The sequence below is a fragment of the Vibrio sp. R78045 genome (genome assembly GCF_042466085.1).
In the GTDB taxonomy this organism is placed as follows: Bacteria; Pseudomonadota; Gammaproteobacteria; order Enterobacterales; family Vibrionaceae; genus Vibrio; species Vibrio cyclitrophicus.
Genome location: NZ_JAXHBS010000008.1, coordinates 15,535 through 38,947, shown reverse-complemented (window position 1 = coordinate 38,947; position 23,413 = coordinate 15,535). Strand labels below are relative to the sequence as shown.

The window sequence follows — 23,413 nt, the reverse complement described above, 5'->3', positions numbered from 1 at the left end:
AACTGAACACAAAGGAAGTTGCCAGTTCATTTAGAATGTAGGCACAAGGAGAGATGCAATGAGTGAAGCCCACGTTTATCCGGTAAAAGAAAATATTAAATCAACCACACACGCGGATAATGACACTTACCTAGCCATGTACCAGCAATCTGTTTCTGACCCTGAAGGCTTTTGGGGTGAACACGGAAAAATCGTTGATTGGATCAAGCCTTTCACACAGGTAAAAAATACTTCTTTCGACCCTGGCCACATTGATATTCGATGGTTTGAAGATGGCACGCTTAACGTTTCGGCTAACTGTATCGACCGTCACCTTGCTGAACGAGGTGATGAGGTTGCTATCATCTGGGAAGGCGATGACCCTACTGATGATAAAACCCTAACCTTCAACGAACTGCACAAAGAAGTGTGCCTGTTTTCTAATGCTTTAAAAGAGCAAGGCGTACGCAAAGGGGATGTGGTTTGTTTATACATGCCAATGGTTCCAGAAGCTGCAGTTGCCATGCTGGCATGTACCCGTATCGGTGCGGTTCACACAGTGGTATTTGGCGGTTTCTCACCAGAAGCACTGTCCGGTCGTATTATCGATTCCAACTCTAAAGTCGTTATCACTGCCGATGAAGGCGTGCGTGGCGGCCGTGCGGTTCCACTGAAGAAGAATGTCGACGAAGCACTGACTAACCCTGAAGTGAAAAACATCGAGAAGGTTGTTGTATTCAAACGCACTGGCGGTGATGTTGCATGGCACGAACACCGCGATGTGTGGTGGCACGATGCTATTGCTAATGTATCTACAGATTGCCCACCAGAAGAGATGAACGCAGAAGATCCACTATTCATTCTTTATACGTCAGGCTCAACAGGTAAACCTAAAGGCGTTATGCACACTACAGGTGGCTACCTTGTTTATGCAGCAATGACCTTCAAATACGTATTCGACTATCAAGAAGGCGAGACTTTCTGGTGTACTGCCGATGTGGGTTGGATTACCGGTCACACATACCTTGTTTACGGACCACTAGCCAATGGTGCAAAAACAATCCTATTCGAAGGTGTGCCTAATTACCCTAATACCAGTCGTATGAGCGAAGTGGTTGATAAGCACCAAGTCAATATTCTTTATACTGCGCCAACCGCGATTCGTGCATTAATGGCGAAAGGTAATGAAGCCGTTGAAGGCACCTCTCGTGACAGTTTACGAATCATGGGGTCAGTGGGTGAACCTATTAACCCTGAAGCGTGGGAGTGGTACTACAAAACAATCGGTAATGAGCAATCGCCAATTGTTGATACATGGTGGCAAACAGAAACGGGCGGTATCTTGATTGCACCACTGCCGGGCGCAACAGACTTAAAACCAGGCTCTGCAACTCGTCCATTCTTCGGTGTGCAACCGGCGTTGGTTGACAACATGGGTAATATCATTGAGGGTGCAACCGACGGCAACCTAGTTATTCTGGACTCTTGGCCAGGTCAAATGCGTACCGTTCATGGCGATCATGACCGTTTTGAACAGACTTACTTCTCTACTTTTAAAGGGATGTACTTCACCAGTGACGGTGCTCGTCGTGATGAAGACGGCTACTACTGGATTACTGGTCGTGTCGATGATGTACTTAACGTATCAGGTCACCGTATGGGTACCGCTGAGATTGAATCGGCTCTAGTGGCGTTCGATAAGATCGCTGAGGCTGCGATTGTGGGTATCCCTCATGATATTAAAGGCCAAGCAATTTATGCTTACATCACACTGAATGATGGCGAGTTCCCAACCGCAGAGCTTCATAAAGAAGTGAAAGACTGGGTACGAAAAGAAATTGGCCCAATCGCAACACCCGATGTCCTGCACTGGACCGACTCGTTACCGAAAACGCGTTCAGGCAAAATTATGCGCCGTATCTTGCGTAAGATTGCCACTGGCGACACGGGGAACTTAGGTGATACTTCGACACTAGCAGATCCAAGTGTGGTCGATAAGCTCATCGCAGAGAAAGCCGAACTGGCATAATCAACCAGCAACACGAGCTAATTACCGTTTAAAACAGGCTCATCCTAAACCGTCACCTATGTGGCGGTTTTTTTATGGCTGATCTTGATCTCAAATATCTCCCACAAAATTAAGGATACAACGGTTTTTTGTTAAGTTGGTAACAATTCCATGTTGTATCAATAGGAGATTAGACCAGTAAATTGCTGCGATTTGCGCTGAATTAGCTATAATCTGGTTCTAATTTTTAATTTTGGGTTTTTCTCACTGGAAATTAACCCCAAATTTTCAATAAAATGGCAACATTCACGTTCGTAAACACGATAAAGGAAGATAGCCCCACGATGTCTACAAAGTTTCGCATTCTAGTTTTAAATGGCCCAAACCTTAACCTGTTAGGCCTTAGAGAGCCTGCACACTACGGTTCTCAAACACTTGACCAGATTATTAGCTCATTGACAGAGCAAGCGAAAGCACACGATGTTGAGCTATCTCACTTACAGTCAAATCGTGAGTATGAGCTGATTGAGGCTATCCATAGTGCTTATCAAAATGTTGATTTCATTATTATCAACCCAGCAGCCTTTACACATACCAGTGTGGCACTGCGTGATGCACTACTTGGTGTAGCTATCCCATTTATTGAGGTTCATCTATCGAATGTTCACGCACGTGAACCATTCCGTCACCACTCATACCTATCTGATAAAGCAGAAGGTGTGATTTGTGGCTTAGGTGCTCAAGGTTATCAATTTGCTTTGACCGCTGCGCTCAGCAAGCTCAACTCAAAGTAAACATAAACAACGAACTATTACTAACCTACTCAGTCATAGAGTAAGTTCAATTAACAGATAAAGAGAAAGAAACAATGGATATTCGCAAAATCAAAAAGCTAATCGAATTGGTTGAAGAGTCTGGTATTTCTGAGCTAGAAATCTCTGAAGGTGAAGAGTCAGTACGAATCAGTCGTAACAGTACTGCACCTGTTGCACCGATTCAATATGCAGCAGCTCCAGCTCCTGTAGCAGCGGCAGCAGCTCCTGCGGCGGCACCTGTAGCAGCAGAAGCAGCGGCTCCTGCAGTTCCAACTGGTCACCAAGTTCTTTCTCCAATGGTTGGTACTTTCTACGGCGCTCCAAGCCCAGATGCAAAACCATTCGTTAAGGTTGGTCAATCTGTAACTGCTGGCGAAACGCTATGTATCGTTGAAGCAATGAAAATGATGAACCAAATCGAAGCTGATAAATCTGGTGTGGTAACCGCAATCCTTGTTGAAGACGGTCAGCCAGTAGAATTCGACCAAGCTCTAGTAATTATCGAATAATAGAGAGCACTCATTATGTTAGATAAATTAGTAATCGCGAACCGTGGTGAAATTGCACTACGTATTCTGCGTGCATGTAAAGAACTTGGTATTAAAACGGTAGCGGTTCACTCAACTGCTGACCGTGATCTTAAGCATGTACTACTTGCAGACGAAACCATTTGTATCGGTCCAGCTCGTGGTATCGATAGCTACCTGAACATTCCTCGTATCATCAGCGCAGCTGAAGTAACGGGTGCAGTCGCTGTCCACCCAGGCTACGGCTTCCTATCTGAAAATGCAGACTTTGCAGAACAGGTAGAACGCAGTGGTTTTATCTTCGTTGGCCCTAAAGCTGAAACCATTCGCATGATGGGTGACAAAGTGTCAGCTATCACGTCAATGAAGAAAGCTGGCGTACCTTGTGTACCCGGTTCTGATGGCCCTCTTGATGATGACGATGCAAAAAACAAAGCGCACGCTAAGCGCATTGGTTTCCCAGTTATCATCAAAGCATCTGGCGGTGGCGGCGGTCGTGGTATGCGTGTTGTTCGTTCTGAAGCAGAACTAACAGAAGCTATCGCAATGACTCGTGCAGAAGCAAAAGCTTGTTTCAACAACGATATGGTTTACATGGAGAAATTCCTAGAAAACCCACGTCACATTGAAGTACAAGTACTTGCAGATGGCCAAGGCAATGCTATCCACCTAGGTGAACGTGACTGTTCTATGCAGCGTCGTCACCAGAAAGTTGTGGAAGAAGCACCAGCCCCAGGTATCACTGAAGAGATGCGTAAATACATCGGCGAACGCTGTACTCGTGCATGTCTTGAGATTGGTTACCGTGGCGCAGGTACATTTGAATTCCTATACGAGAACGGTGAGTTCTACTTCATCGAAATGAACACTCGTATCCAGGTTGAGCACACGATTACTGAAATGGTAACAGGTATAGACCTAGTGAAAGAGCAACTGCGTATTGCTGCAGGTCAGCCTCTATCATTTACACAGGATGATATTAAGCTGCGTGGTCACTCAATCGAATGTCGCATCAACGCGGAAGATCCTGTTCGTTTCCTACCTTCACCAGGTAAGATTCAACGCTTCCACGCTCCAGGCGGCATGGGTGTACGTTGGGAATCTCATATCTATACGGGTTACACAGTACCACCACACTACGATTCAATGATTGGTAAGCTGATCACTTACGGTGAGAACCGTGATGTTGCTATCGCTCGTATGAAGAACGCATTGGGTGAGATGATTATTGAAGGCATTAACGTTAATACTGAGCTTCAATTGGCTATTATGAACGACGAAAACTTCCAACACGGTGGTGCAAATATCCACTACCTTGAGAAGAAGCTTGGTCTCCAATAGAAGCTAGCCTCTATCATTCGTTCTTTTAAGAACAGGTAAAATGCTCACTTCGGTGGGCATTTTTTGTTTTTAGAGCACTCGAAAAAATCAATCGATAATCCCTTTTATATTCCATGGGGTTTTGGTGAATTTGCTCATATTTTCTGCTAGACTCGCCATCCAATTTTTCTCATATAGAAGATGCAGCCATGCCTTGGATTCAAATCAAGCTTAATGCTACCAATGAAAATGCCGAACAGATCGGCGACATGTTAATGGAAGAGACTGGTGCTCTTTCCGTAACTTTCCTTGATGCACAAGATACCCCTGTATTTGAGCCTCTGCCGGGTGAAACTCGCCTTTGGGGTGATACTGACATTCTCGCGCTTTATGACGCTGAGACTGATACAGGTGTCGTCCTAGCACAGATTAAAGCTAGCAACATGTTCCCTACTGACTTTGCTCATAAAGTAGAGCAAATCGAAGACAAAGACTGGGAACGTGAATGGATGGATAACTTCCACCCAATGAAGTTTGGTGAGCGTCTTTGGATTTGCCCTAGCTGGCGTGATATCCCAGAACCAGACGCAGTAAACGTCATGCTGGACCCTGGTCTAGCGTTTGGTACGGGTACTCACCCAACCACCGCATTGTGTCTTGAGTGGCTTGAAGGCCTAGATCTAACGGGAAAAACCGTAATCGACTTCGGTTGTGGCTCTGGCATCCTTGCGATCGCTGCAATCAAACTTGGCGCAGCAAGAGTTATCGGGATCGACATTGATCCTCAAGCTCTGCTGGCTTCAAAAGACAACGCACAGCGCAACGGCGTGGCAGACCAATTAGACGTATTCTTACCACAAGATCAACCTGAAGGTTTGCTAGCTGACGTTGTGGTTGCCAACATTCTTGCAGGTCCATTACGTGACCTTTCAAGCATCATCAAAGGCCTAGTTAAGCCAAATGGTGTACTAGCGATGTCGGGTGTTTTAGATACACAAGCGGAAGATGTAGCGACTTATTATCGTGATGAACTTCACATTGATCCGATCATTGAACAACAAGAATGGTGTCGCATCTCAGGTCGCAAGCAAGGCTAGACAAGACTTTGGGCGCTAATTGACTGAAATTTAAGCGAATTACAAAAACAAATTGTAAATGCTCAAATATTAGTCTTTTCACGCAGCGAAAAAATGCGTAAAATGCGCGCCCTTGCTGGTACAGAACTGTGATGACATTTTTGAAAATCGGAAATTATCAACTTAAGAACAATCTAATCGTCGCTCCTATGGCTGGCGTAACGGATAGACCATTCCGTGAGTTGTGTCTTCGCTACGGTGCGGGGATGGCAGTCAGTGAAATGATGTCCTCCAATCCGAAAGTTTGGAAAACGTCAAAGTCTCAGCAGCGTATGGTACATGAAGGCGAATCGGGCATTCGTTCAGTACAAATCGCTGGTGCAGATCCACAGCTTATGGCCGAGGCTGCTCAATTTAATGTGGATAACGGTGCGCAAATCATCGATATCAACATGGGATGTCCAGCCAAAAAAGTGAATAAGAAGCTTGCGGGCTCAGCCCTACTTCAGCATCCAGAACTCATTGAAGAAATTCTGAAAGCTGTGGTAAATGCTGTCGACGTTCCAGTAACGTTGAAAACGCGAACAGGCTGGGATACAGACAATAGAAACTGTGTCCAAATTGCTAAAATAGCCGAAGACTGCGGCATACAAGCTCTTGCCCTCCATGGAAGAACACGCGCTTGTATGTACAAAGGTGAGGCAGAATACAAACACATTAAAGCAGCGAAACAAGCAGTATCTATTCCGGTCATCGCTAACGGTGATATCGATAGTCCGGAAAAAGCGAAGTTTGTGCTGGAGTACACTGGCGCTGATGCTTTAATGATAGGTCGACCTGCCCAAGGACGTCCTTGGATTTTTAACGAAATCCTACACTATTTGGAAAACGGTACCACGATGGACCCACTCCCGATTTCGGAAGTGAAAGACATCATGCTTGGTCATGTGCATGCTCTACATGAATTTTATGGAGAGTTTTTAGGCCCTCGCATCGCTCGTAAGCATGTGGGTTGGTACCTAAAAGAACATGAACAAGCGAGTGAGTTTCGCCGTACCTTCAACGCATTCGAAGCAGGTGATCTGCAGCTTGAGGCGCTAGAAGGTTTTTTTGATAACGTTGCACCATAATTACGAGAAGAGCTAGACCGAATATGTTCGAACAAAATCTGACTTCAGAAGCATTGACAGTAACTACAGTTACATCACAAGACCAAATCACGCAGAAGCCACTACGTGACTCAGTTAAAGCATCATTGAAAAATTACCTTGCTCAATTAAACGGTCAAGAAGTCAGCGAGTTATACGAATTAGTATTAGCTGAAGTTGAACAGCCACTACTAGACACTATCATGCAATACACTCGCGGTAATCAAACTCGCGCAGCAACCATGATGGGTATTAACCGCGGTACTCTTCGCAAGAAACTTAAAAAATACGGCATGAACTAATCGTTCTTTCGTAATTTTTTGAATGAAAGCCAAGCTCATTTTTTGAGTTTGGCTTTTTTTTGGCTTATGGTTCTTCAATTAGCCGCAGGTTAGTCTCCAGAGCGACAACAGCGTCCTTTATCAATGTTTGCAGAGTCCAAGGCGGCTAAAATAGAACAATGGCTTGCGTTGTCGTCTATGTGGCCACAGCACGCATCGTTAATCTTCCTCAGAGCAGTGCGAATCTTAGTGAGCTCTGTAATTTTCTCATCAATCATCTCCAACTTGGCTGTTGTAATCGATTTAACTTCGGCACAACTGTGCTGCGTCGCTTCCAAGCGAATCTCGAGTAATTCTTTGATCTCATCCAAACTCAACCCTAACTCTTTAGATTTTAGAATAAAGGTCACCTGTTTCTGATTATTTTCATCATATAGTCGATAACCTGATTCACTGCGACTGGCAGGTGCGATCAGGTTATTTTTTTCATAAAACCGTAAGGTATCGGCTGTCACACCGCATCGTTTCGCTAATTCACCGATCTGAAACATGTTTTTCCTATTCCTTCGTCCATTCCATAATTAACCTTATCGTTACTTTTCAGGTTGAAATGACACTTTTCATAATTAATTTTGAGATGCCAAACGATTGCGCGAGCTTTTTTGTAATAAATTAGTTAGAATCTGCGCCATCAAATTTGGAGTTGGTTATCTTATAGCTTAATCATAAGACGACCCCAAAAGGTCTTTACCAAAACTGGCCAATATTTTATCTCTTACCGGTATCTAAGATAACCCATGTTAAGAAGGTAGAAACAAGTTCTTTTTTGGCAAATATCTTTATTTTAACCCCATGAATTTGAGGAAGATGGAAGCATGAATAACGCTCGTCCAATTCGCCGCGCTCTAATCAGCGTATCAGACAAAACTGGTATCGTTGAATTTGCACAAGCTCTTGCTAACCGTGGTGTAGATATCCTATCTACCGGTGGCACTGCTCGCCTGCTTGCTGAAAAAGGCATCTCTGTTACAGAAGTATCTGACTACACTGGTTTCCCAGAAATGATGGATGGCCGTGTTAAGACTCTGCACCCAAAAGTTCATGGTGGTGTTCTAGGCCGTCGTGGCCAAGATGATGACGTGATGGAAACTCACGGTATCAACCCTATCGATATGGTTGTTGTAAACCTATACCCATTCGCAGAAACCGTTGCTAAAGAAGGTTGTACCCTTGCTGATGCAGTTGAGAACATCGACATCGGTGGTCCAACAATGGTTCGCTCCGCAGCGAAAAACCACAAAGACGTGACTATCGTTGTAAACGCACACGACTACGAGCGCGTTGTCGCTGAAATGGACGCGAACGAGAAATCTCTAACGCTAGAGACTCGCTTCGACCTAGCTATCGCAGCATTCGAACACACGGCTTCTTACGACGGTATGATCGCAAACTACTTCGGCACTATGGTTCCTAGCTACGGCGAGAACAAAGAAGGCGACGAAGAGTCTAAATTCCCTCGCACGTTCAACCAACAGTTCGAGAAAAAACAAGACATGCGCTACGGTGAGAACAGCCACCAAGCAGCCGCATTCTACGTTGAAGCAAACCCTGAAGAAGCGTCAGTGTCTACTGCTCGCCAAATTCAAGGCAAAGCCCTTTCTTACAACAACATCGCTGATACTGACGCAGCACTTGAGTGTGTGAAAGAGTTCGACCAGCCAGCATGTGTGATTGTTAAGCACGCTAACCCATGTGGTGTAGCACTAGGTGAAGACATCCTAGAAGCTTACGACCGTGCATTCAAAACAGACCCAACGTCTGCATTTGGCGGCATCATCGCTTTCAACCGTGAACTAGATGCTGCAACAGCAACGGCTATCACAGAGCGTCAATTCGTTGAAGTTATCATTGCACCATCAGTTTCTGCTGAAGCAGTAGAAATCGTAGCGGCTAAGAAAAACCTTCGCCTACTTGAGTGTGGTGAGTGGACAACGAAGACAACCGGCTTTGACGTTAAACGCGTTAACGGTGGTTTGCTAGTTCAAGACCGCGACCAAGGCATGGTGTCTGAAGATGACCTTAAAGTGGTTTCTAAGCGCCAACCTACAGCTGAAGAGCTAAAAGATGCCCTATTCTGCTGGAAAGTAGCGAAATACGTTAAATCTAACGCTATCGTTTACTCGAAAGGCGACATGACAATTGGTGTCGGCGCTGGCCAAATGAGCCGCGTTTACTCTGCGAAAATCGCAGGCATCAAAGCGGCAGACGAAGGTCTACAGGTTGAAGGTTGTGTAATGGCATCGGACGCGTTCTTCCCATTCCGTGACGGTATCGACGCGGCAGCAGAAGCTGGCATCAAGTGTGTTATCCAACCAGGCGGCTCTATGCGTGATGACGAAGTTATCGCAGCAGCAGACGAACACGGCATGGCGATGATCTTTACGGGCATGCGTCACTTCCGCCACTAATATTTAGTTTATCTAAACGATTAGTAGCTATCGAGCCTCTCAATTTTGAGGGGCTTTTAAGAATTAAAGACTTAAGGATTGAAACATGAACGTATTAATCATCGGTGCTGGCGGTAGAGAACATGCTTTGGGTTGGAAAGCGGCACAAAACCCAAATGTCGAAACGGTATTCATCGCTCCTGGTAACGCAGGTACTGCACTTGAGCCGAAACTTGAGAACGTAAACATCGGCGTTGAAGACATCGCTGGTTTAGTCTCGTTTGCTCAAGAGAAAAAAATCGAACTGACCATCGTTGGCCCTGAAGCGCCATTAGTTATTGGGGTCGTTGACGCATTCCGCGAAGTAGGTCTTCCTATCTTTGGTCCAACTCAAGCGGCAGCACAGCTTGAAGGATCTAAAGCATTCACTAAAGATTTCCTAGCTCGTCATGACATCCCAACAGGTTACTACGCAAACTTCACTGAGATTGAGCCAGCTCTCGCTTACGTACGTGAGCAAGGCGCTCCAATCGTAGTAAAAGCGGACGGCCTTGCAGCAGGTAAAGGCGTTATCGTTGCGATGACCCTTGAAGAAGCAGAAGACGCAATCAAAGACATGCTAGCAGGCAACGCATTTGGCGAAGCGGGCAGCCGCGTGGTTATCGAAGAGTTTCTTGAAGGCGAAGAAGCAAGCTTCATCGTAATGGTTGACGGTTCTAGCGTCCTTCCTATGGCCACCAGCCAAGATCACAAACGTGTTGGCGACAAAGACACAGGCCCTAACACAGGTGGCATGGGTGCTTACTCTCCAGCCCCAGTGGTAACGCCTGAAATCCACAACCGTATCCTTGAGGAAGTTATCTACCCTACGGTACGTGGTATGGACGCAGAAGGTGCACCTTACACTGGTTTCCTTTACGCTGGACTAATGATCGATGCTGACGGCACACCTAAGGTTATCGAATACAACTGCCGCTTCGGCGACCCAGAGACGCAACCTATCATGATGCGTATGGAATCGGATCTTGTTGAGCTTTGCCTAATGGCTATCGACGAGAAACTCGACGAAGCAGAGTCTAAGTGGGATCCACGCGCGTCTATTGGTGTCGTTCTTGCAGCTGGCGGTTACCCTGCTGACTACGCAAAAGGTGACGTTATTTCACTACCAACAAGCGAAGTTGAAGGCCAAAAGGTTTTCCATGCAGGTACGACAAATAACGAAGCTGGCGATGTGGTGACAAACGGTGGTCGTGTACTTTGTGCGACTGCACTCGGTAACACGGTTTCTGAGGCTCAGGAACGCGCTTACGCGTTGACTAAGCAAGTTAGCTGGAATGGTATGTTTCACCGCAATGACATCGGTTATCGTGCGATTGCGCGCGAACAAGAGCAGTAATCAACATCATCATTCGGCTAGATTCGAATATCAGCAAATGAATAACTGCAATTGAATAAAAGAAAAGGCGCCTCAACAGGCGCCTTTTTTACCGATTAGTGGTACTTGTACTGACTAATCAGCACTTGGCCTATAGTAGGCCAAATACTCTTATATCTTTTCAATATTCTTTACTCTTTCAGCAAAGATGGTCTTGCGATGCACTGATGGTTATCATCTGCCAACATCAAGAATTCAGCGACTGATAATTTTCTAAGAGATCCCTTGCCGACAAAAGCACCATAGCTTTCTACAGACGACAAACGGTTAATCACAAAATTAGGCAATGTTTGGTTGAACTCAATGTCAGTAAATTGCTGACCAGAACAAGTCTGAAACACTTTACCATTCCAGTAACCCTGTAAAAGCTCTAACCCTGCATCATTTTGCTTCTCAGTAACGTCGAGAGCAGATGTCGCTTCCTGTTTAAATCTGTCCAGTTGAACCGACTGTAGCGGTAGGACTTTTCCATCAAGGCGATATTGCTGGTATACCGCTTCACCAGATTGATTGAAACGCACATGCACACGATACGGAACTAATGAGAGTGAGTCATCGCGTAGCTCGCCTTCACGGACAAATTCACGAAGCACATCTTCTGACCAAGCATAGTCAGTTTTGTACCAGCCGTAATCGCCCATAGTGACATAGTCAGCAGAGGTATGAGGTTGCGTTAGCTTGTTAGTGACCCAGTAGAAACTCGTCGCATCGCCCATAACTTGGCCGCCGGTGTGGGTTTCAAATTGCTCTAGGTTGGTGCGAGGACTGGTTGAAGAACAGCCAATGAGAAATGTAGATAACAGTGAAACGAGAAGAAATGCTTTTTTCATAAAACCTGTACCGAGGTGGAATACGACTACCTCGGTACAGTTTAGATTATTTCACTGAATCTTTCAGCGCTTTACCTGCAACAAATGCTGGAACATTTGCCGCAGCGATTTGGATCTCATCACCAGTTTTTGGGTTACGACCAGTGCGAGCTGCACGGTGGTTTACTTTAAAAGTACCAAAACCAATTAGCTGAACTTGATCGCCGTCTTTAAGAGCATCTGTAACACCACCAAGAGTCGCTTCTAGAGCAGCTTTAGCTTGTGCTTTAGAAAGGTCCGCTTTTTCAGCAATAAAGTCGATTAATTGAGTCTTGTTCATTTTAGGTTTCCCTTCTTTGTATTTTTGAATTCAATTCACTCTAAAACATAAATGCCCCATCTGGCAAAGGTTTGTCGTCGATCTTTAGCTCTAATGCCGGAGTTTTAGCCATAATATGAGTAATAACTCACAATTTGTTACTGAATTTCGATGGCAAGCCCTTGTTTAAAAGGGGCTGAGAGCAAAATTAATGATGACCTAACCACTACTTTATCTCTATAATCCACGCTGAATCGCTGCTAAAGCGTACAATTTAATTTAAGGGCAAACATGCTGCTGCTAACTATTTACGTCTCCATTGCCATTGGAGTTTCTTTTATTTGTTCTGTTTTGGAAGCTGTACTTTTGAGTATTAGTCCGAGCTATATTGCTCAACTAAAACAAAATGGGCACCCTGCAGCAGAGTCATTAGACAAACTGAAAACAGATATTGACCGCCCGCTTGCGTCAATTTTAACGCTCAACACCATCGCGCATACTATCGGTGCTGCGACAGCAGGTGCACAAGCGGCTGTTGTTTTTGGTAGCCAATGGTTAGGTGTCTTCTCAGCCGTGCTAACGCTAGGTATTTTGGTGTTGTCTGAGATTGTTCCAAAAACCATTGGTGCAACCTACTGGCGTCAACTTGCTCCTGCTTCGGCAAGCGTGCTGCGCTGGATGGTATTCTTCCTAACACCGTTTGTATGGTTCTCAGAACAGATCACCAAACGTCTTGCTCGTGGCCACCAAGCACCAAAAATGCGTGATGAGTTATCTGCAATGGCGATTTTGGCAAAAGAGAGCGGCGAGTTTGCAGAAGGTGAGTCAAAAATTCTGAGCAACCTACTGGGTATTCAAGATGTACCCGTGACTCAAGTAATGACACCACGTCCAGTGGTATTCCGTGTTGATGCGGAAATGAGTGTGAATACGTTCCTAGAACAACATAAAGACACGCCATTCTCACGTCCGTTGATTTACAGCGAGCAGAGTGACAACATCATTGGTTTTGTACACCGCTTAGAGCTATTTAGATTGCAGCAAGCAGGTTGTGGCGAAAAAGCTCTGGGTGAAGTTATGCGCCCTATCCACGTGTTGCTGAACAATATGGGTTTGGCTAAAGCCTTTGACCAGATGATGGCAAACCGCCTTCAACTATCTTTAGTGGTTGATGAATACGGTACGATTCAAGGCATCATTACCCTAGAAGATATCTTTGAACACTTAGTTGGTGAAGAGATCGTCGATGAAGCGGACAAAACCACCGATATGCAAGAACTGGCGTTCCAACGCTGGGAAACGTGGAAAGAGACACACGGTGTTATCGAAAACCGCGATGAAGAGGACGAGCCAGAGGAAACTCTAGTAGACGACAACTCATCAGATTCAAAATCAGATAACGGCTCATCAAAGGACAAAGCGCAGAACGAAGGTAAAAAAGATTCTTAATCCACGCCTCATTCCATCAGATAAAACAAAGGCTCCCTAGGGAGCCTTTGTTTTATTCATACTTTGACGCAAAAGCGAATTACAACGCAACACCAATGTTACTCACAGGGTCTTCACGCAGTTCGTGGCGTAAGTCTTTAATCAATTCTAGGTCACGCTCTGCCGTTTCACGTAATGGTCGGAAAATCGCCCACTGAACATCCCACTCTTCACACACCGCTTCATTTTCTTTCTGGTTTTCGTTCGTCACTTCGTCAGCGCCTTGAGCAAACTCAAGCTCAGCAACCGTCTTCACCGATTGTTGACTCACTTTAATTACAGCTTCCAACATATGCTCACGATCAAGTAGACCATGAATTAATGTTGCTAAGCCTTGGCATGCATCCATGGCTGGGTAAACACCATAAAAATCAAAATCATCACCGCTAGGGAATAGCTCTTCAACTTTCTCAAGTTGACGCTCAAAATTCACCTTTGCAGTTTTAACCGTTAAGATTTCCCAGATGCTATCCAACACGTCACGATAGATTCGAGCTTCCGCAAATTCTGTATTCTCACAAAACATGGCATAGTTAGGATACATACGCTCACATAGACACGCCATAAAAGTAATTTGTTGCCAAGGTTCTAACTTTTCAAGACGAACCTGCAGTGGATTCTGAAGCATAGTCACTCAATAATTGCAGAAAAAGACAGCGAAAGTGTACTTGATAAACCCTAGGGGGAAAAGGTAAGCCGATGAACAATTTTACGAATAAGCTCTATATTCTTACTGAGCATGACGATACCTATACGCAACTAATTCTAAACCAGGATTTACCCGACCTAGAAATCACTCAAAACCCCAAGTTAGCCGAGGTTGTCTTGGCATCGCCTCCACTCATAGCTGAACGCCTTGATGAGTTTAAACAACTCGACTGGGTTCAAAGCACCTATGCTGGAATTAACAAGCTCACCCAACCAGATCTTCGCCAAGACTATACACTCACCAATGTGAAAGGTATTTTCGGCCCGGCGATCGCTGAATACGTGTTGGGTTACACGATCAGTCACTTCAGACACTTCCCTCATTACCACCAACAACAGGCCGAGAAGAATTGGCATCCACAGCTTTATACTAGCCTAGCTGGCAAAACTATGGTGATTTTAGGGACAGGTTCAATTGGAAGTCATTTAGCGAAAACTGCCGCTGCGTTTGGTATTTATACCATTGGAGTCAACCGTACGGGTATCCCATCAAAGCAAGAGACCTTTAAACAAACTTTCCACATCAATGAGATAGAAGCCGCCCTTAAACAAGCGGATATTGTGGTCAACACCTTGCCATCAACTGCTGAAACCTATCAACTGTTGGATGAAACTACCCTAGGCTATTGCTCTAATGTATTGCTGTTTAATGTTGGCAGGGGGGAAAGCCTAGATAACAAAGCATTACTGTTAGCGATTAAAAATAAGTGGGTGGAGCACGCATTTCTAGATGTGTTTGAAAATGAGCCTCTACCCAAAGATCACCCTTTCTGGAAACTGCCGCAAGTGACCATCACTCCACACATTGCAGCACTGAGTGAGCCAAGGCAAGTAGTAGAAATCTTCGCCGAGAATTACCAACAGTGGCGAGATGGCTTTAAACTGAACCACACTATCGACTTCGACAAAGGTTACTGATGTTCTCATCACTGCTCACCGAGATACGACAATGCACCGCTTGTGAGCCTCATCTATCACATGGGGCTAATCCTGTGATTCAAGCACACCCAAACGCGCGCTTGCTGATCATAGGTCAAGCGCCGGGCATCAAGGTGCATGAGTCATCCATCCCTTGGAACGATGCCAGTGGTGAACGATTGAGAGAATGGTTAGGGATAGACAGCGATACCTTTTATGACGAGCAAAAAGTGGCGATTGTGCCTATGGGGTTTTGTTACCCGGGGAAAGGAAAAAGTGGCGACCTCCCTCCAAGACCAGAATGTGCTGAGTTGTGGCATCAGAAAGTGCTGCAATCCCTACCCAACATTCAAATGACACTGCTGATTGGTCAGTATGCGCAAAACTATTATTTAAAGGAAAAGACAACTAAAACACTGACAGAGACAGTCAAGAACTGGCAGGCTTGGGCACCAGAGTTTTTACCACTTCCCCACCCTTCACCACGCAATAATATCTGGCTTAAGAAGAACCCTTGGTTCGAAAGTGAAGTCATTCCTTATATCAGGAAACACATTTCAGAGCATTTGGCCTACCATGTTTCAAACGCCTAATTAACTGCACACAACGAATTTCAACAAATCTTCAGGCAATAAAAAAGCGCTGTAGGTTGCCCAGCAGCGCTTTCAATCGTCTTACACAGGATTACTTGTGGTAAGGCTTAGACAGTTCGTGAACAGCGTCAACGAATACACCAGCGTTTTCTGGCGGCACATCTAAATGGATACCGTGACCTAGGTTAAATACATGGCCTGTACCTGCGTCGCCAAAGCCTTCAAGAATGCTGCCCACTTCTTCACGAATACGTTCTGGTTGAGCGTAAAGCATAGAAGGGTCCATGTTACCTTGCAGTGCCACTTTGTCGCCGATGCGAGCTTTTGCATCTGCGATGTTGATTGTCCAATCTAGACCTACCGCATCACAACCTGTTGCTGCGATAGACTCAAGCCACATGCCCCCGTTCTTAGTGAACAGAGTAACCGGTACTCGACGACCTTCGTTTTCACGGATTAGGCCATCAACGATCTTGTGCATGTATTGCAGTGAGAATAGGTTGTAGTCACGAGGAGTCAGCACACCACCCCATGTATCAAATACCATTACCGATTGAGCACCCGCTTTAATTTGCGCGTTCAGGTATTCGATAACACTGTCAGCCAGCTTGTCTAGAAGCAGGTGCAGCGTTTGTGGTTCTGCGTACATCATCTTCTTGATCTTAGTGAATGCCTTAGAACTTCCACCTTCAACCATGTAGGTCGCTAGAGTCCATGGGCTACCAGAGAAACCAATCAATGGCACTTCGCCTTTCAGATCTTTACGGATCTGACGAACAGCATTCATTACGTATTGAAGCTCGCCTTCGGGATCCGGTAGGCCAATCTTCTCTACGTCAGCTTTACATGTGATAGGGCGTTCAAATTTAGGACCTTCACCAGTTTCAAAGTACAAGCCTAAGCCCATTGCGTCAGGGATAGTTAGGATGTCAGAGAACAAGATTGCCGCATCAAGCGGGAAACGACGTAAAGGTTGAAGTGTTACTTCTGATGCTAGTTCAGCGTTTTTGCACAAAGACATGAAATCGCCCGCTTCAGCACGCGTTGCTTTGTACTCTGGAAGATAGCGGCCAGCTTGGCGCATCATCCATACTGGTGTGTAATCAACAGGCTGTTTTAAAAGTGCGCGTAAATAGCGATCGTTTTTTAATTCGGTCATTCCGTTAAATTCCAATTCAATCTTGTCTAGTTTTGATGGCAAGTATTCTAACACTGATTGAAGGGTAAAAGCTGTGTGCTTTGCAACCTAGATCAAGTTATTAACTTTTAAATCAATGCTTAATTTGCACCCAATTGCAGGAGCATGTTAAAAATTTGTTCGCTAGCGAAAATTACAATTATAACATCTGAGTAGTCACTACTCAGCATCTCATAACGACATCTTACTTACCCCCTCCACTTGTGGAGGGTTTTTTTTAGCTTTTGACCACCTATAGACCAAATACTATCATAGGTAAATTAGTACTCTATCGTCTGCTCTGCCACACCATTTTTCATCACGTCACCCACAGTTTTCTCAATCAATTGTCTCGCAATCGTTCCTACTGGAGCTATATCAGGCAGGCTTGTTACATCAAACCATTGGGCATCCGACAGTTCACTGTAATCTGGCTTGAGCGTACCGCCAGCGTAGTCAGCGAGAAAGGCCATCATCATACTCGATGGAAAAGCCCATGGTTGACTGCCAAAGTAACGAATATTATCCACATCAACGCCCGTTTCTTCTTTAACCTCTCTTGCAACACACTGCTCTAGGGTTTCTCCAACTTCTAGGAAGCCCGCTATCACGGTATACATACCAGTTTTATGCCTAGGGTGCTGTGCAAGCAATATCTTGTTGTCGTTACGTACAGCAACAATGATGCACGGGAAGATACGAGGATAATGAAGTGTTCGACAGTCTCCGCATTGCATCGCCACCTGATTATGGTTGAGGTGATTACGACCACCACATTGCGGGCAGAAACGCATACTTTGTGTCATGTGCCCATATTGGATAGCTTTACTTGCGGTAAGGAAACTAGATTCAGGCCAATGAAGTAACTCCCTCAGGTTAACCATGGTTAGTTCACTCTCAACATCACAGTCGTTGAGCCAATACACTTTACGACCTTGATGCTGACCGATACAGATCGCGTGTTCAACACTCAGCCCTAACTCATCAGCAGACCCATAAGGAAACTGATCATTATTAACCCAAATATCACTACCTGAAACGACGCACCAATAAGCTTGCTCTGTCATTTTGTTATCACTTTTTTTTAACATCCCTATACCTCATTGCTTGCAGTTCGTTCATTTTACTGGCAATCTAATTTCATACTAGAGTTGTAGCAGAGAATAATTCAAACTATTACTTTTAGTAGCTACCAATAAAATGGACCCTGCTTAGGCAATTACTTGATCACAAGGTTGTGATCAGATCATGAGGACATGGTCATGCTAAATAAATTCAAACAAGTACAAGAACAATGGGGTGGCTCTAATGAGGTCATCGATCATTGGCTCGAAACTCGACAGTCTCTAATCGTTGAGTATTGTAAGCTTGCCGCTCTAAAGCCTTCATCGTCAAAAACACCTGCTATCACTGAACTACCATCTCCAGAAGCGCTCCAAAAATTCAGCCAACATCTTGTTGATTACATCTCTGAAGGTCATTTCAAAATATATGACATGGTGATGGATAAATGGCAGTCTACTGGCTTCAAAGCAACAGACGAAATTAACCAGTCTTATGGTCATATCGTTCTTACCACTGAGCCACTACTTAACTTTACCGATAAGTACGCTGCAATTGAAGCGAGTGATGCGCTAGAAAGTTTTGATAGTGATTTGTCTCTAATTGGTGAGATTATTGAGGCAAGGTTTGAAGTGGAAGATCAACTGATACAACAAATTGCCGATAGCTTAGCCGTTCCACCAGGGGCATAATTGGCTTAACATCTTCTAAGCTTGCCTCTGTGCAAGCTTTTCGTTTTGTCTATAGATTATATAACCCACCCTACACGTTCAGTGGAAGATTTTAAGATCCCCCAGTACCTTAATGTTCGATACTGGACAAAACTACATTCCAAAATCAGCATCCACCAGCCAACGCTCGATAACTGAGTTAGAGTTTTTGATTGTAAAATAACTACTTATCAAAAAAATTCGCCTTGTTCTCAAATCTTTTTCCTGCGCTATTTCTGATCATTTACTTACTGTGATTGGTATTAAAGAGTTAAGACTGCTCGCAGTCGCCATGATTCACTTATATTTCAGATACAAAAAAGGCACCCGAAGGTGCCTTTTTTTATCTCTTAGAGACTACTCGTAGAGCTTACTCTTCTGAAGAGAAACCAGCATTTAGAAGTGCTGCTAGATTGTCAGTAGCTTGTTCAGCTGAAGGACCTTCTTGCTCTTCTTCACGTTGCTTTTGACGCTCTTGGTGGTATGCGAAACCAGTACCAGCTGGGATCAGACGACCAACAATTACGTTCTCTTTCAGGCCGCGAAGGTCATCACGCTTACCAGAAACCGCAGCTTCTGTTAGTACGCGAGTCGTTTCTTGGAACGATGCAGCTGAGATGAATGACTCAGTTGCAAGAGATGCTTTAGTAATACCTAGTAGATCACGTTCGAAACGTACTAGTTCTTTACCTTCAGCTTCTAGTTTACGGTTAGCAATCTTAACATTGTGGTACTCAACTTGTTCGCCAGGTAGGAACTGAGAGTCACCAGAATGGGTGATTGTACACTTACGTAGCATTTGACGAACGATAGTCTCAATGTGCTTATCGTTAATCTTAACGCCTTGTAAACGGTAAACTTCTTGAACTTCGTTCGCGATGTACTGAGTCACAGCGTGGATACCACGTAGACGCAGGATATCGTGTGGAGTTTCAGGACCGTCGGCGATTACATCACCACGTTCAATCTTCTCACCTTCAAACACGTTCAATTGACGATGCTTAGGAATCATCTCTTCGTAAGCGTCACCGCCTTCACGAGTGATCACTAGACGACGCTTACCTTTCGTTTCTTTACCGAAAGACACAGTACCTGTGTGCTCAGCAAGAATCGCAGGCTCTTTAGGCTTACGAGCTTCGAATAGGTCAGCTACGCGTGGTAGACCACCAGTGATATCTTTGTTTCCGCTCGATTTTTGAGGGATACGAGATAGTGTGTCACCAATGCCAACTTCAGCGCCATCTTCGATGTTTACAATCGCTTTGCCAGGTAGGAAGTAGTGAGCTGGCATATCTGTACCAGGGATCATTACGTCGTTACCTTGCTCATCAACAAGTTTGATAGCTGGACGCATATCTTTACCCGCTGCTGGGCGAGCTGCTGCGTCTGTTACTTCACTTGAAGAAAGACCCGTTAGATCGTCAGTTTGACGAGAAACTGTAATACCATCGATCATATCTACGAATTGGATACGACCTGCCACTTCAGTGATGATTGGCATAGTATGCGCTTCCCAGTTAGCTACAACTTCACCAGCAGTAACTGCTGCGTTGTCGCCTTTGGTTAGCATCGAACCGTAAGGAAGTTTGTGCTTCTCTTTAGTACGGCCGAATTCATCAATAATCGTCATCTCAGATGCACGAGAAGTGATAACCAGTTTCTTATCTTTGTTCACTACGAACTTAGCATTGTGAAGTTTCACAGTACCAGTTGTCTTAGCTTGGATGCTGTTCTCTGCCGCAGCAGTAGATGCCGCACCACCGATGTGGAACGTACGCATCGTTAGCTGTGTACCCGGTTCACCGATAGATTGTGCAGCGATAACACCAACTGCTTCACCTTGGTTTACTAGGTGGCCACGTGCTAGGTCACGACCGTAACACTGTGCACAACAACCGAAGTCTGCATCACAGGTAACAACTGAGCGCACTTTCATGCTATCTACAGAGTTGTCTTCCATGATTTGACACCACTTCTCATCAATCAGAGTATTACGTGGAATCAGTACATCTTCAGTACCAGGCTTAAGAACATCTTCAGCAACTACACGACCAAGAGCAAGCTCAGAAAGTGCAACTTTAACGTCACCACCTTCGATGTGAGGCATCATGTCGATACCTTCATGCGTGCCACAGTCATGTTCGTGTACTACAACGTCTTGTGCTACGTCTACTAGACGACGAGTTAGGTAACCCGAGTTAGCTGTTTTCAGTGCTGTATCCGCAAGACCCTTACGAGCACCGTGCGTTGAGATAAAGTACTGAAGGACGTTTAGACCTTCTTTAAAGTTCGCTGTGATCGGCGTTTCGATGATTGAACCATCTGGACGCGCCATCAGACCACGCATACCTGCAAGCTGACGAATCTGAGCTGCAGAACCACGTGCGCCCGAGTCGGCCATCATGTAGATGCTGTTAAACGATTCTTGCTGTTCTTCTTCGCCATCACGGTTGATAACTGTTTCAGAAGATAGGTTATCCATCATTGCTTTCGCAACGCGGTCATTCGTAGATGCCCAGATATCGATAACTTTGTTGTAACGCTCACCCGCAGTAACAAGACCAGATTGGAATTGCTCTTGGATTTCACGAACTTCTTCTTCAGCAGATTCAATTTCATCGTATTTCGCTTGAGGTACAACCATATCGTCGATACCAACAGAAACACCTGAAAGTGCAGCGTATGCAAAACCTGCGTACATGATTTGGTCAGCGAATACTACTGTATCTTTAAGACCAAGCTTACGGTAACACTCGTTTAGTAGGTTAGAAATTTGCTTCTTACCTAGCTTCTGGTTAACGATGCTGTACGGTAGGCCAGCTGGAACGATTTGCCATAGCATTGCACGGCCGACAGTTGTATCAACCATCTTCGTTTCAGTAGTGCTGTTACCATCTTCATCTACTACAGTCTCAGTGATACGTACTTTAACACGAGCGTGTAGCTCAGCAGTCTTAGTACGGTATGCCTTTTCAGCCTCAGCAGGGCCAGCAAGGTACATACCTTCACCTTTCACGTTGATCTTGTCACGTGTCATGTAGTAAAGACCCAATACAACGTCCTGAGAAGGTACGATGATAGGATCACCTGACGCTGGCGACAGAATGTTATTCGTCGACATCATCAGAGTACGAGCTTCAAGCTGTGCTTCTAGAGTTAGAGGCACGTGTACCGCCATTTGGTCACCATCGAAGTCGGCGTTGTATGCCGCACACACTAGTGGGTGAAGCTGAATCGCTTTACCTTCGATTAGTACTGGTTCAAACGCTTGGATACCTAGACGGTGAAGTGTAGGTGCACGGTTAAGCAGTACTGGGTGTTCGCGGATTACTTCGTCTAGGATATCCCAAACGATAGCTTCTTCGCGCTCTACCATCTTCTTAGCAGCTTTAATTGTCGTAGCCATACCACGAGTTTCTAGCTTGCTGTAGATGAACGGCTTAAATAGCTCAAGTGCCATCTTCTTAGGAAGACCACACTGATGTAGACGAAGGTATGGACCTACTGTGATTACAGAACGGCCAGAGTAGTCTACACGTTTACCAAGAAGGTTCTGACGGAAACGACCTTGTTTACCCTTGATCATATCAGCAAGAGATTTCAGAGGACGCTTGTTAGAACCCGTGATCGCACGACCGCGACGACCGTTATCTAGAAGGGCATCAACAGACTCTTGCAGCATACGTTTTTCGTTACGTACGATGATGTCTGGAGCCGCTAGCTCTAGAAGACGCTTCAAACGGTTGTTACGGTTAATCACACGACGGTAAAGGTCGTTAAGATCTGAAGTCGCAAAACGACCGCCATCTAGAGGTACTAGAGGACGTAGATCTGGTGGTAGCACTGGAAGCACAGTTAGGATCATCCACTCAGGCTTGTTACCTGATGAGATGAACGCTTCAACTAGCTTCAAACGCTTAGTAACTTTCTTACGCTTAGTTTCAGAGTTAGTCGTTTCTAACTCTTCGCGCATTTCTTCCACTTCTTGATGAAGGTCCATTGTTGAAAGCAGATCTTTGATCGCTTCAGCACCCATCTTAGCAGTGAATTCGTCACCCCACTCTTCTAGACGATCTAGATACTCTTCTTCAGTAAGCATCTGAGATTTTTCTAGATCAGTCATACCCGGTTCAGTTACTACGTACATTTCGAAGTAAAGAACACGTTCGATATCACGTAGAGGGATATCCATTAGTAGACCGATACGAGACGGTAGTGATTTTAGGAACCAGATGTGAGCAACTGGTGAAGCTAGTTCGATGTGGCCCATGCGGTCACGACGAACTTTAGTTTGTGTAACTTCAACGCCACACTTCTCACAGATAACACCACGGTGCTTCAGGCGCTTGTATTTGCCACAAAGACATTCGTAGTCTTTAACTGGACCAAAAATACGTGCACAGAACAGACCATCACGTTCAGGTTTGAACGTACGATAGTTAATTGTTTCTGGCTTTTTAACTTCACCAAAAGACCACGAACGAATCGTGTCTGGTGAAGATAGACCGATTTTGATTGCATCAAATTCTTCGGTCTTATGCTGTGCTTTTAGAAAGTTTAATAAGTCTTTCACGTTCAGCTCCTGTAAGGAGT

Annotated in this window: 20 protein-coding genes; 13 read left to right on the top strand and 7 right to left on the bottom strand. The window is 45.0% G+C overall.

Annotated features, from left to right (window positions below; translation table 11 throughout):
• Window positions 1-58: 58 nt before the first annotated feature.
• The 7 genes from acs (at window position 59) to fis (ending at window position 7,175) form a co-directional block, all read left to right on the top strand.
• Window positions 59-2,008: an acetate--CoA ligase gene (acs, locus tag SJY39_RS02500; protein ID WP_010435471.1), complete on the top strand. Its 1,950-nt coding sequence runs from the start codon at window positions 59-61 to the stop codon at window positions 2,006-2,008.
• 323 nt (window positions 2,009-2,331) lie between these two features.
• A complete protein-coding gene (gene aroQ, locus SJY39_RS02495) occupies window positions 2,332-2,781 on the top strand; it encodes a type II 3-dehydroquinate dehydratase (protein WP_010435475.1) in 450 nt (149 codons plus the stop codon).
• Between the two features lie 74 nt (window positions 2,782-2,855).
• On the top strand, window positions 2,856-3,311 hold the full coding sequence (gene accB, locus SJY39_RS02490) for an acetyl-CoA carboxylase biotin carboxyl carrier protein (protein ID WP_016769213.1): 456 nt from the start codon (window positions 2,856-2,858) through the stop codon (window positions 3,309-3,311).
• A 15-nt stretch (window positions 3,312-3,326) separates the two neighbouring features.
• On the top strand, window positions 3,327-4,670 hold the full coding sequence (gene accC, locus SJY39_RS02485; RefSeq protein WP_010435495.1) for an acetyl-CoA carboxylase biotin carboxylase subunit: 1,344 nt from the start codon (window positions 3,327-3,329) through the stop codon (window positions 4,668-4,670).
• A 188-nt stretch (window positions 4,671-4,858) separates the two neighbouring features.
• Window positions 4,859-5,746 (top strand): 50S ribosomal protein L11 methyltransferase, encoded by an 888-nt coding sequence (gene prmA, locus SJY39_RS02480; RefSeq protein WP_010435498.1) that lies wholly within the window; start codon window positions 4,859-4,861, stop codon window positions 5,744-5,746.
• Between the two features lie 140 nt (window positions 5,747-5,886).
• On the top strand, window positions 5,887-6,855 hold the full coding sequence (gene dusB, locus SJY39_RS02475; RefSeq protein ID WP_010435502.1) for a tRNA dihydrouridine synthase DusB: 969 nt from the start codon (window positions 5,887-5,889) through the stop codon (window positions 6,853-6,855).
• Between the two features lie 23 nt (window positions 6,856-6,878).
• Window positions 6,879-7,175 (top strand): DNA-binding transcriptional regulator Fis, encoded by a 297-nt coding sequence (gene fis / locus SJY39_RS02470; RefSeq protein ID WP_004729744.1) that lies wholly within the window; start codon window positions 6,879-6,881, stop codon window positions 7,173-7,175.
• An 89-nt stretch (window positions 7,176-7,264) separates the two neighbouring features.
• Here the strand turns inward: fis and zntR are convergent, their stop codons facing one another.
• The gene (gene zntR, locus SJY39_RS02465; protein ID WP_010435509.1) at window positions 7,265-7,705 is read right to left on the bottom strand and encodes a Zn(2+)-responsive transcriptional regulator; all 441 of its coding nucleotides are present in this window, start codon (window positions 7,703-7,705) and stop codon (window positions 7,265-7,267) included.
• Window positions 7,706-8,029: 324 nt separating this feature from the next.
• Here zntR and purH point away from each other — a divergent pair, with 324 nt between their 5' ends.
• Both purH and purD read left to right on the top strand, forming a co-directional pair.
• Window positions 8,030-9,622: a bifunctional phosphoribosylaminoimidazolecarboxamide formyltransferase/IMP cyclohydrolase gene (purH, locus tag SJY39_RS02460; RefSeq protein ID WP_010435512.1), complete on the top strand. Its 1,593-nt coding sequence runs from the start codon at window positions 8,030-8,032 to the stop codon at window positions 9,620-9,622.
• An 85-nt stretch (window positions 9,623-9,707) separates the two neighbouring features.
• On the top strand, window positions 9,708-10,997 hold the full coding sequence (gene purD / locus SJY39_RS02455) for a phosphoribosylamine--glycine ligase (protein ID WP_016769210.1): 1,290 nt from the start codon (window positions 9,708-9,710) through the stop codon (window positions 10,995-10,997).
• A 170-nt stretch (window positions 10,998-11,167) separates the two neighbouring features.
• Here the strand turns inward: purD and SJY39_RS02450 are convergent, their stop codons facing one another.
• Window positions 11,168-11,866 (bottom strand): DUF1481 domain-containing protein, encoded by a 699-nt coding sequence (locus SJY39_RS02450; RefSeq protein ID WP_010435517.1) that lies wholly within the window; start codon window positions 11,864-11,866, stop codon window positions 11,168-11,170.
• A 46-nt stretch (window positions 11,867-11,912) separates the two neighbouring features.
• On the bottom strand, window positions 11,913-12,185 hold the full coding sequence (gene hupA, locus SJY39_RS02445; RefSeq protein ID WP_004729753.1) for a nucleoid-associated protein HU-alpha: 273 nt from the start codon (window positions 12,183-12,185) through the stop codon (window positions 11,913-11,915).
• 270 nt (window positions 12,186-12,455) lie between these two features.
• On the opposite strand from hupA, the gene SJY39_RS02440 reads away from it, so the two are divergent.
• On the top strand, window positions 12,456-13,613 hold the full coding sequence (locus SJY39_RS02440; RefSeq protein ID WP_016769209.1) for a CNNM domain-containing protein: 1,158 nt from the start codon (window positions 12,456-12,458) through the stop codon (window positions 13,611-13,613).
• Window positions 13,614-13,692: 79 nt separating this feature from the next.
• Here SJY39_RS02440 and SJY39_RS02435 read toward each other — a convergent pair whose 3' ends face one another.
• Complete coding sequence (locus SJY39_RS02435; protein WP_016769208.1) at window positions 13,693-14,280, bottom strand: YjaG family protein; 588 nt, start codon at window positions 14,278-14,280, stop codon at window positions 13,693-13,695.
• Between the two features lie 71 nt (window positions 14,281-14,351).
• On the opposite strand from SJY39_RS02435, the gene SJY39_RS02430 reads away from it, so the two are divergent.
• Window positions 14,352-15,278, top strand: a complete 927-nt coding sequence (locus SJY39_RS02430) for a D-2-hydroxyacid dehydrogenase (RefSeq protein ID WP_016769207.1) — start codon at window positions 14,352-14,354, stop codon at window positions 15,276-15,278.
• Entirely contained in the window at window positions 15,278-15,871 is a 594-nt protein-coding gene (locus tag SJY39_RS02425) for a uracil-DNA glycosylase family protein (RefSeq protein WP_016769206.1), read from the top strand. The genes SJY39_RS02430 and SJY39_RS02425 overlap by 1 nt, the downstream gene beginning before the upstream one ends.
• 91 nt (window positions 15,872-15,962) lie before the next feature.
• Here the strand turns inward: SJY39_RS02425 and hemE are convergent, their stop codons facing one another.
• Together hemE and nudC are read right to left on the bottom strand one after the other, a co-directional pair.
• Window positions 15,963-17,030 (bottom strand): uroporphyrinogen decarboxylase, encoded by a 1,068-nt coding sequence (hemE, locus tag SJY39_RS02420; protein WP_010435538.1) that lies wholly within the window; start codon window positions 17,028-17,030, stop codon window positions 15,963-15,965.
• Window positions 17,031-17,329: 299 nt separating this feature from the next.
• Complete coding sequence (gene nudC, locus SJY39_RS02415; RefSeq protein WP_016769205.1) at window positions 17,330-18,139, bottom strand: NAD(+) diphosphatase; 810 nt, start codon at window positions 18,137-18,139, stop codon at window positions 17,330-17,332.
• A gap of 165 nt (window positions 18,140-18,304) precedes the next feature.
• Between nudC and SJY39_RS02410 the strand changes: the two genes are divergently transcribed.
• A complete protein-coding gene (locus tag SJY39_RS02410) occupies window positions 18,305-18,802 on the top strand; it encodes an Rsd/AlgQ family anti-sigma factor (RefSeq protein ID WP_010435542.1) in 498 nt (165 codons plus the stop codon).
• Between the two features lie 388 nt (window positions 18,803-19,190).
• Here SJY39_RS02410 and rpoC read toward each other — a convergent pair whose 3' ends face one another.
• On the bottom strand, window positions 19,191-23,393 hold the full coding sequence (rpoC, locus tag SJY39_RS02405) for a DNA-directed RNA polymerase subunit beta' (protein WP_010435544.1): 4,203 nt from the start codon (window positions 23,391-23,393) through the stop codon (window positions 19,191-19,193).
• Window positions 23,394-23,413 lie beyond the last annotated feature (20 nt).

Excerpts from the sequence above, each read along its gene's own strand:
- acs (WP_010435471.1), top strand. The coding sequence starts at position 59 with ATGAGTGAAGCCCACGTTTATCCGGTAAAAGAAAATATTAAATCAACC.
- aroQ (WP_010435475.1), top strand. The coding sequence starts at position 2,332 with ATGTCTACAAAGTTTCGCATTCTAGTTTTAAATGGCCCAAACCTTAAC.
- accB (WP_016769213.1), top strand. The coding sequence starts at position 2,856 with ATGGATATTCGCAAAATCAAAAAGCTAATCGAATTGGTTGAAGAGTCT.
- accC (WP_010435495.1), top strand. The coding sequence starts at position 3,327 with ATGTTAGATAAATTAGTAATCGCGAACCGTGGTGAAATTGCACTACGT.
- prmA (WP_010435498.1), top strand. The coding sequence starts at position 4,859 with ATGCCTTGGATTCAAATCAAGCTTAATGCTACCAATGAAAATGCCGAA.
- fis (WP_004729744.1), top strand. The coding sequence starts at position 6,879 with ATGTTCGAACAAAATCTGACTTCAGAAGCATTGACAGTAACTACAGTT.
- zntR (WP_010435509.1), bottom strand. The coding sequence starts at position 7,705 with ATGTTTCAGATCGGTGAATTAGCGAAACGATGCGGTGTGACAGCCGAT.
- purH (WP_010435512.1), top strand. The coding sequence starts at position 8,030 with ATGAATAACGCTCGTCCAATTCGCCGCGCTCTAATCAGCGTATCAGAC.
- purD (WP_016769210.1), top strand. The coding sequence starts at position 9,708 with ATGAACGTATTAATCATCGGTGCTGGCGGTAGAGAACATGCTTTGGGT.
- SJY39_RS02450 (WP_010435517.1), bottom strand. The coding sequence starts at position 11,866 with ATGAAAAAAGCATTTCTTCTCGTTTCACTGTTATCTACATTTCTCATT.
- hupA (WP_004729753.1), bottom strand. The coding sequence starts at position 12,185 with ATGAACAAGACTCAATTAATCGACTTTATTGCTGAAAAAGCGGACCTT.
- SJY39_RS02440 (WP_016769209.1), top strand. The coding sequence starts at position 12,456 with ATGCTGCTGCTAACTATTTACGTCTCCATTGCCATTGGAGTTTCTTTT.
- SJY39_RS02435 (WP_016769208.1), bottom strand. The coding sequence starts at position 14,280 with ATGCTTCAGAATCCACTGCAGGTTCGTCTTGAAAAGTTAGAACCTTGG.
- SJY39_RS02430 (WP_016769207.1), top strand. The coding sequence starts at position 14,352 with ATGAACAATTTTACGAATAAGCTCTATATTCTTACTGAGCATGACGAT.
- SJY39_RS02425 (WP_016769206.1), top strand. The coding sequence starts at position 15,278 with ATGTTCTCATCACTGCTCACCGAGATACGACAATGCACCGCTTGTGAG.
- hemE (WP_010435538.1), bottom strand. The coding sequence starts at position 17,030 with ATGACCGAATTAAAAAACGATCGCTATTTACGCGCACTTTTAAAACAG.
- nudC (WP_016769205.1), bottom strand. The coding sequence starts at position 18,139 with ATGTTAAAAAAAAGTGATAACAAAATGACAGAGCAAGCTTATTGGTGC.
- SJY39_RS02410 (WP_010435542.1), top strand. The coding sequence starts at position 18,305 with ATGGTCATGCTAAATAAATTCAAACAAGTACAAGAACAATGGGGTGGC.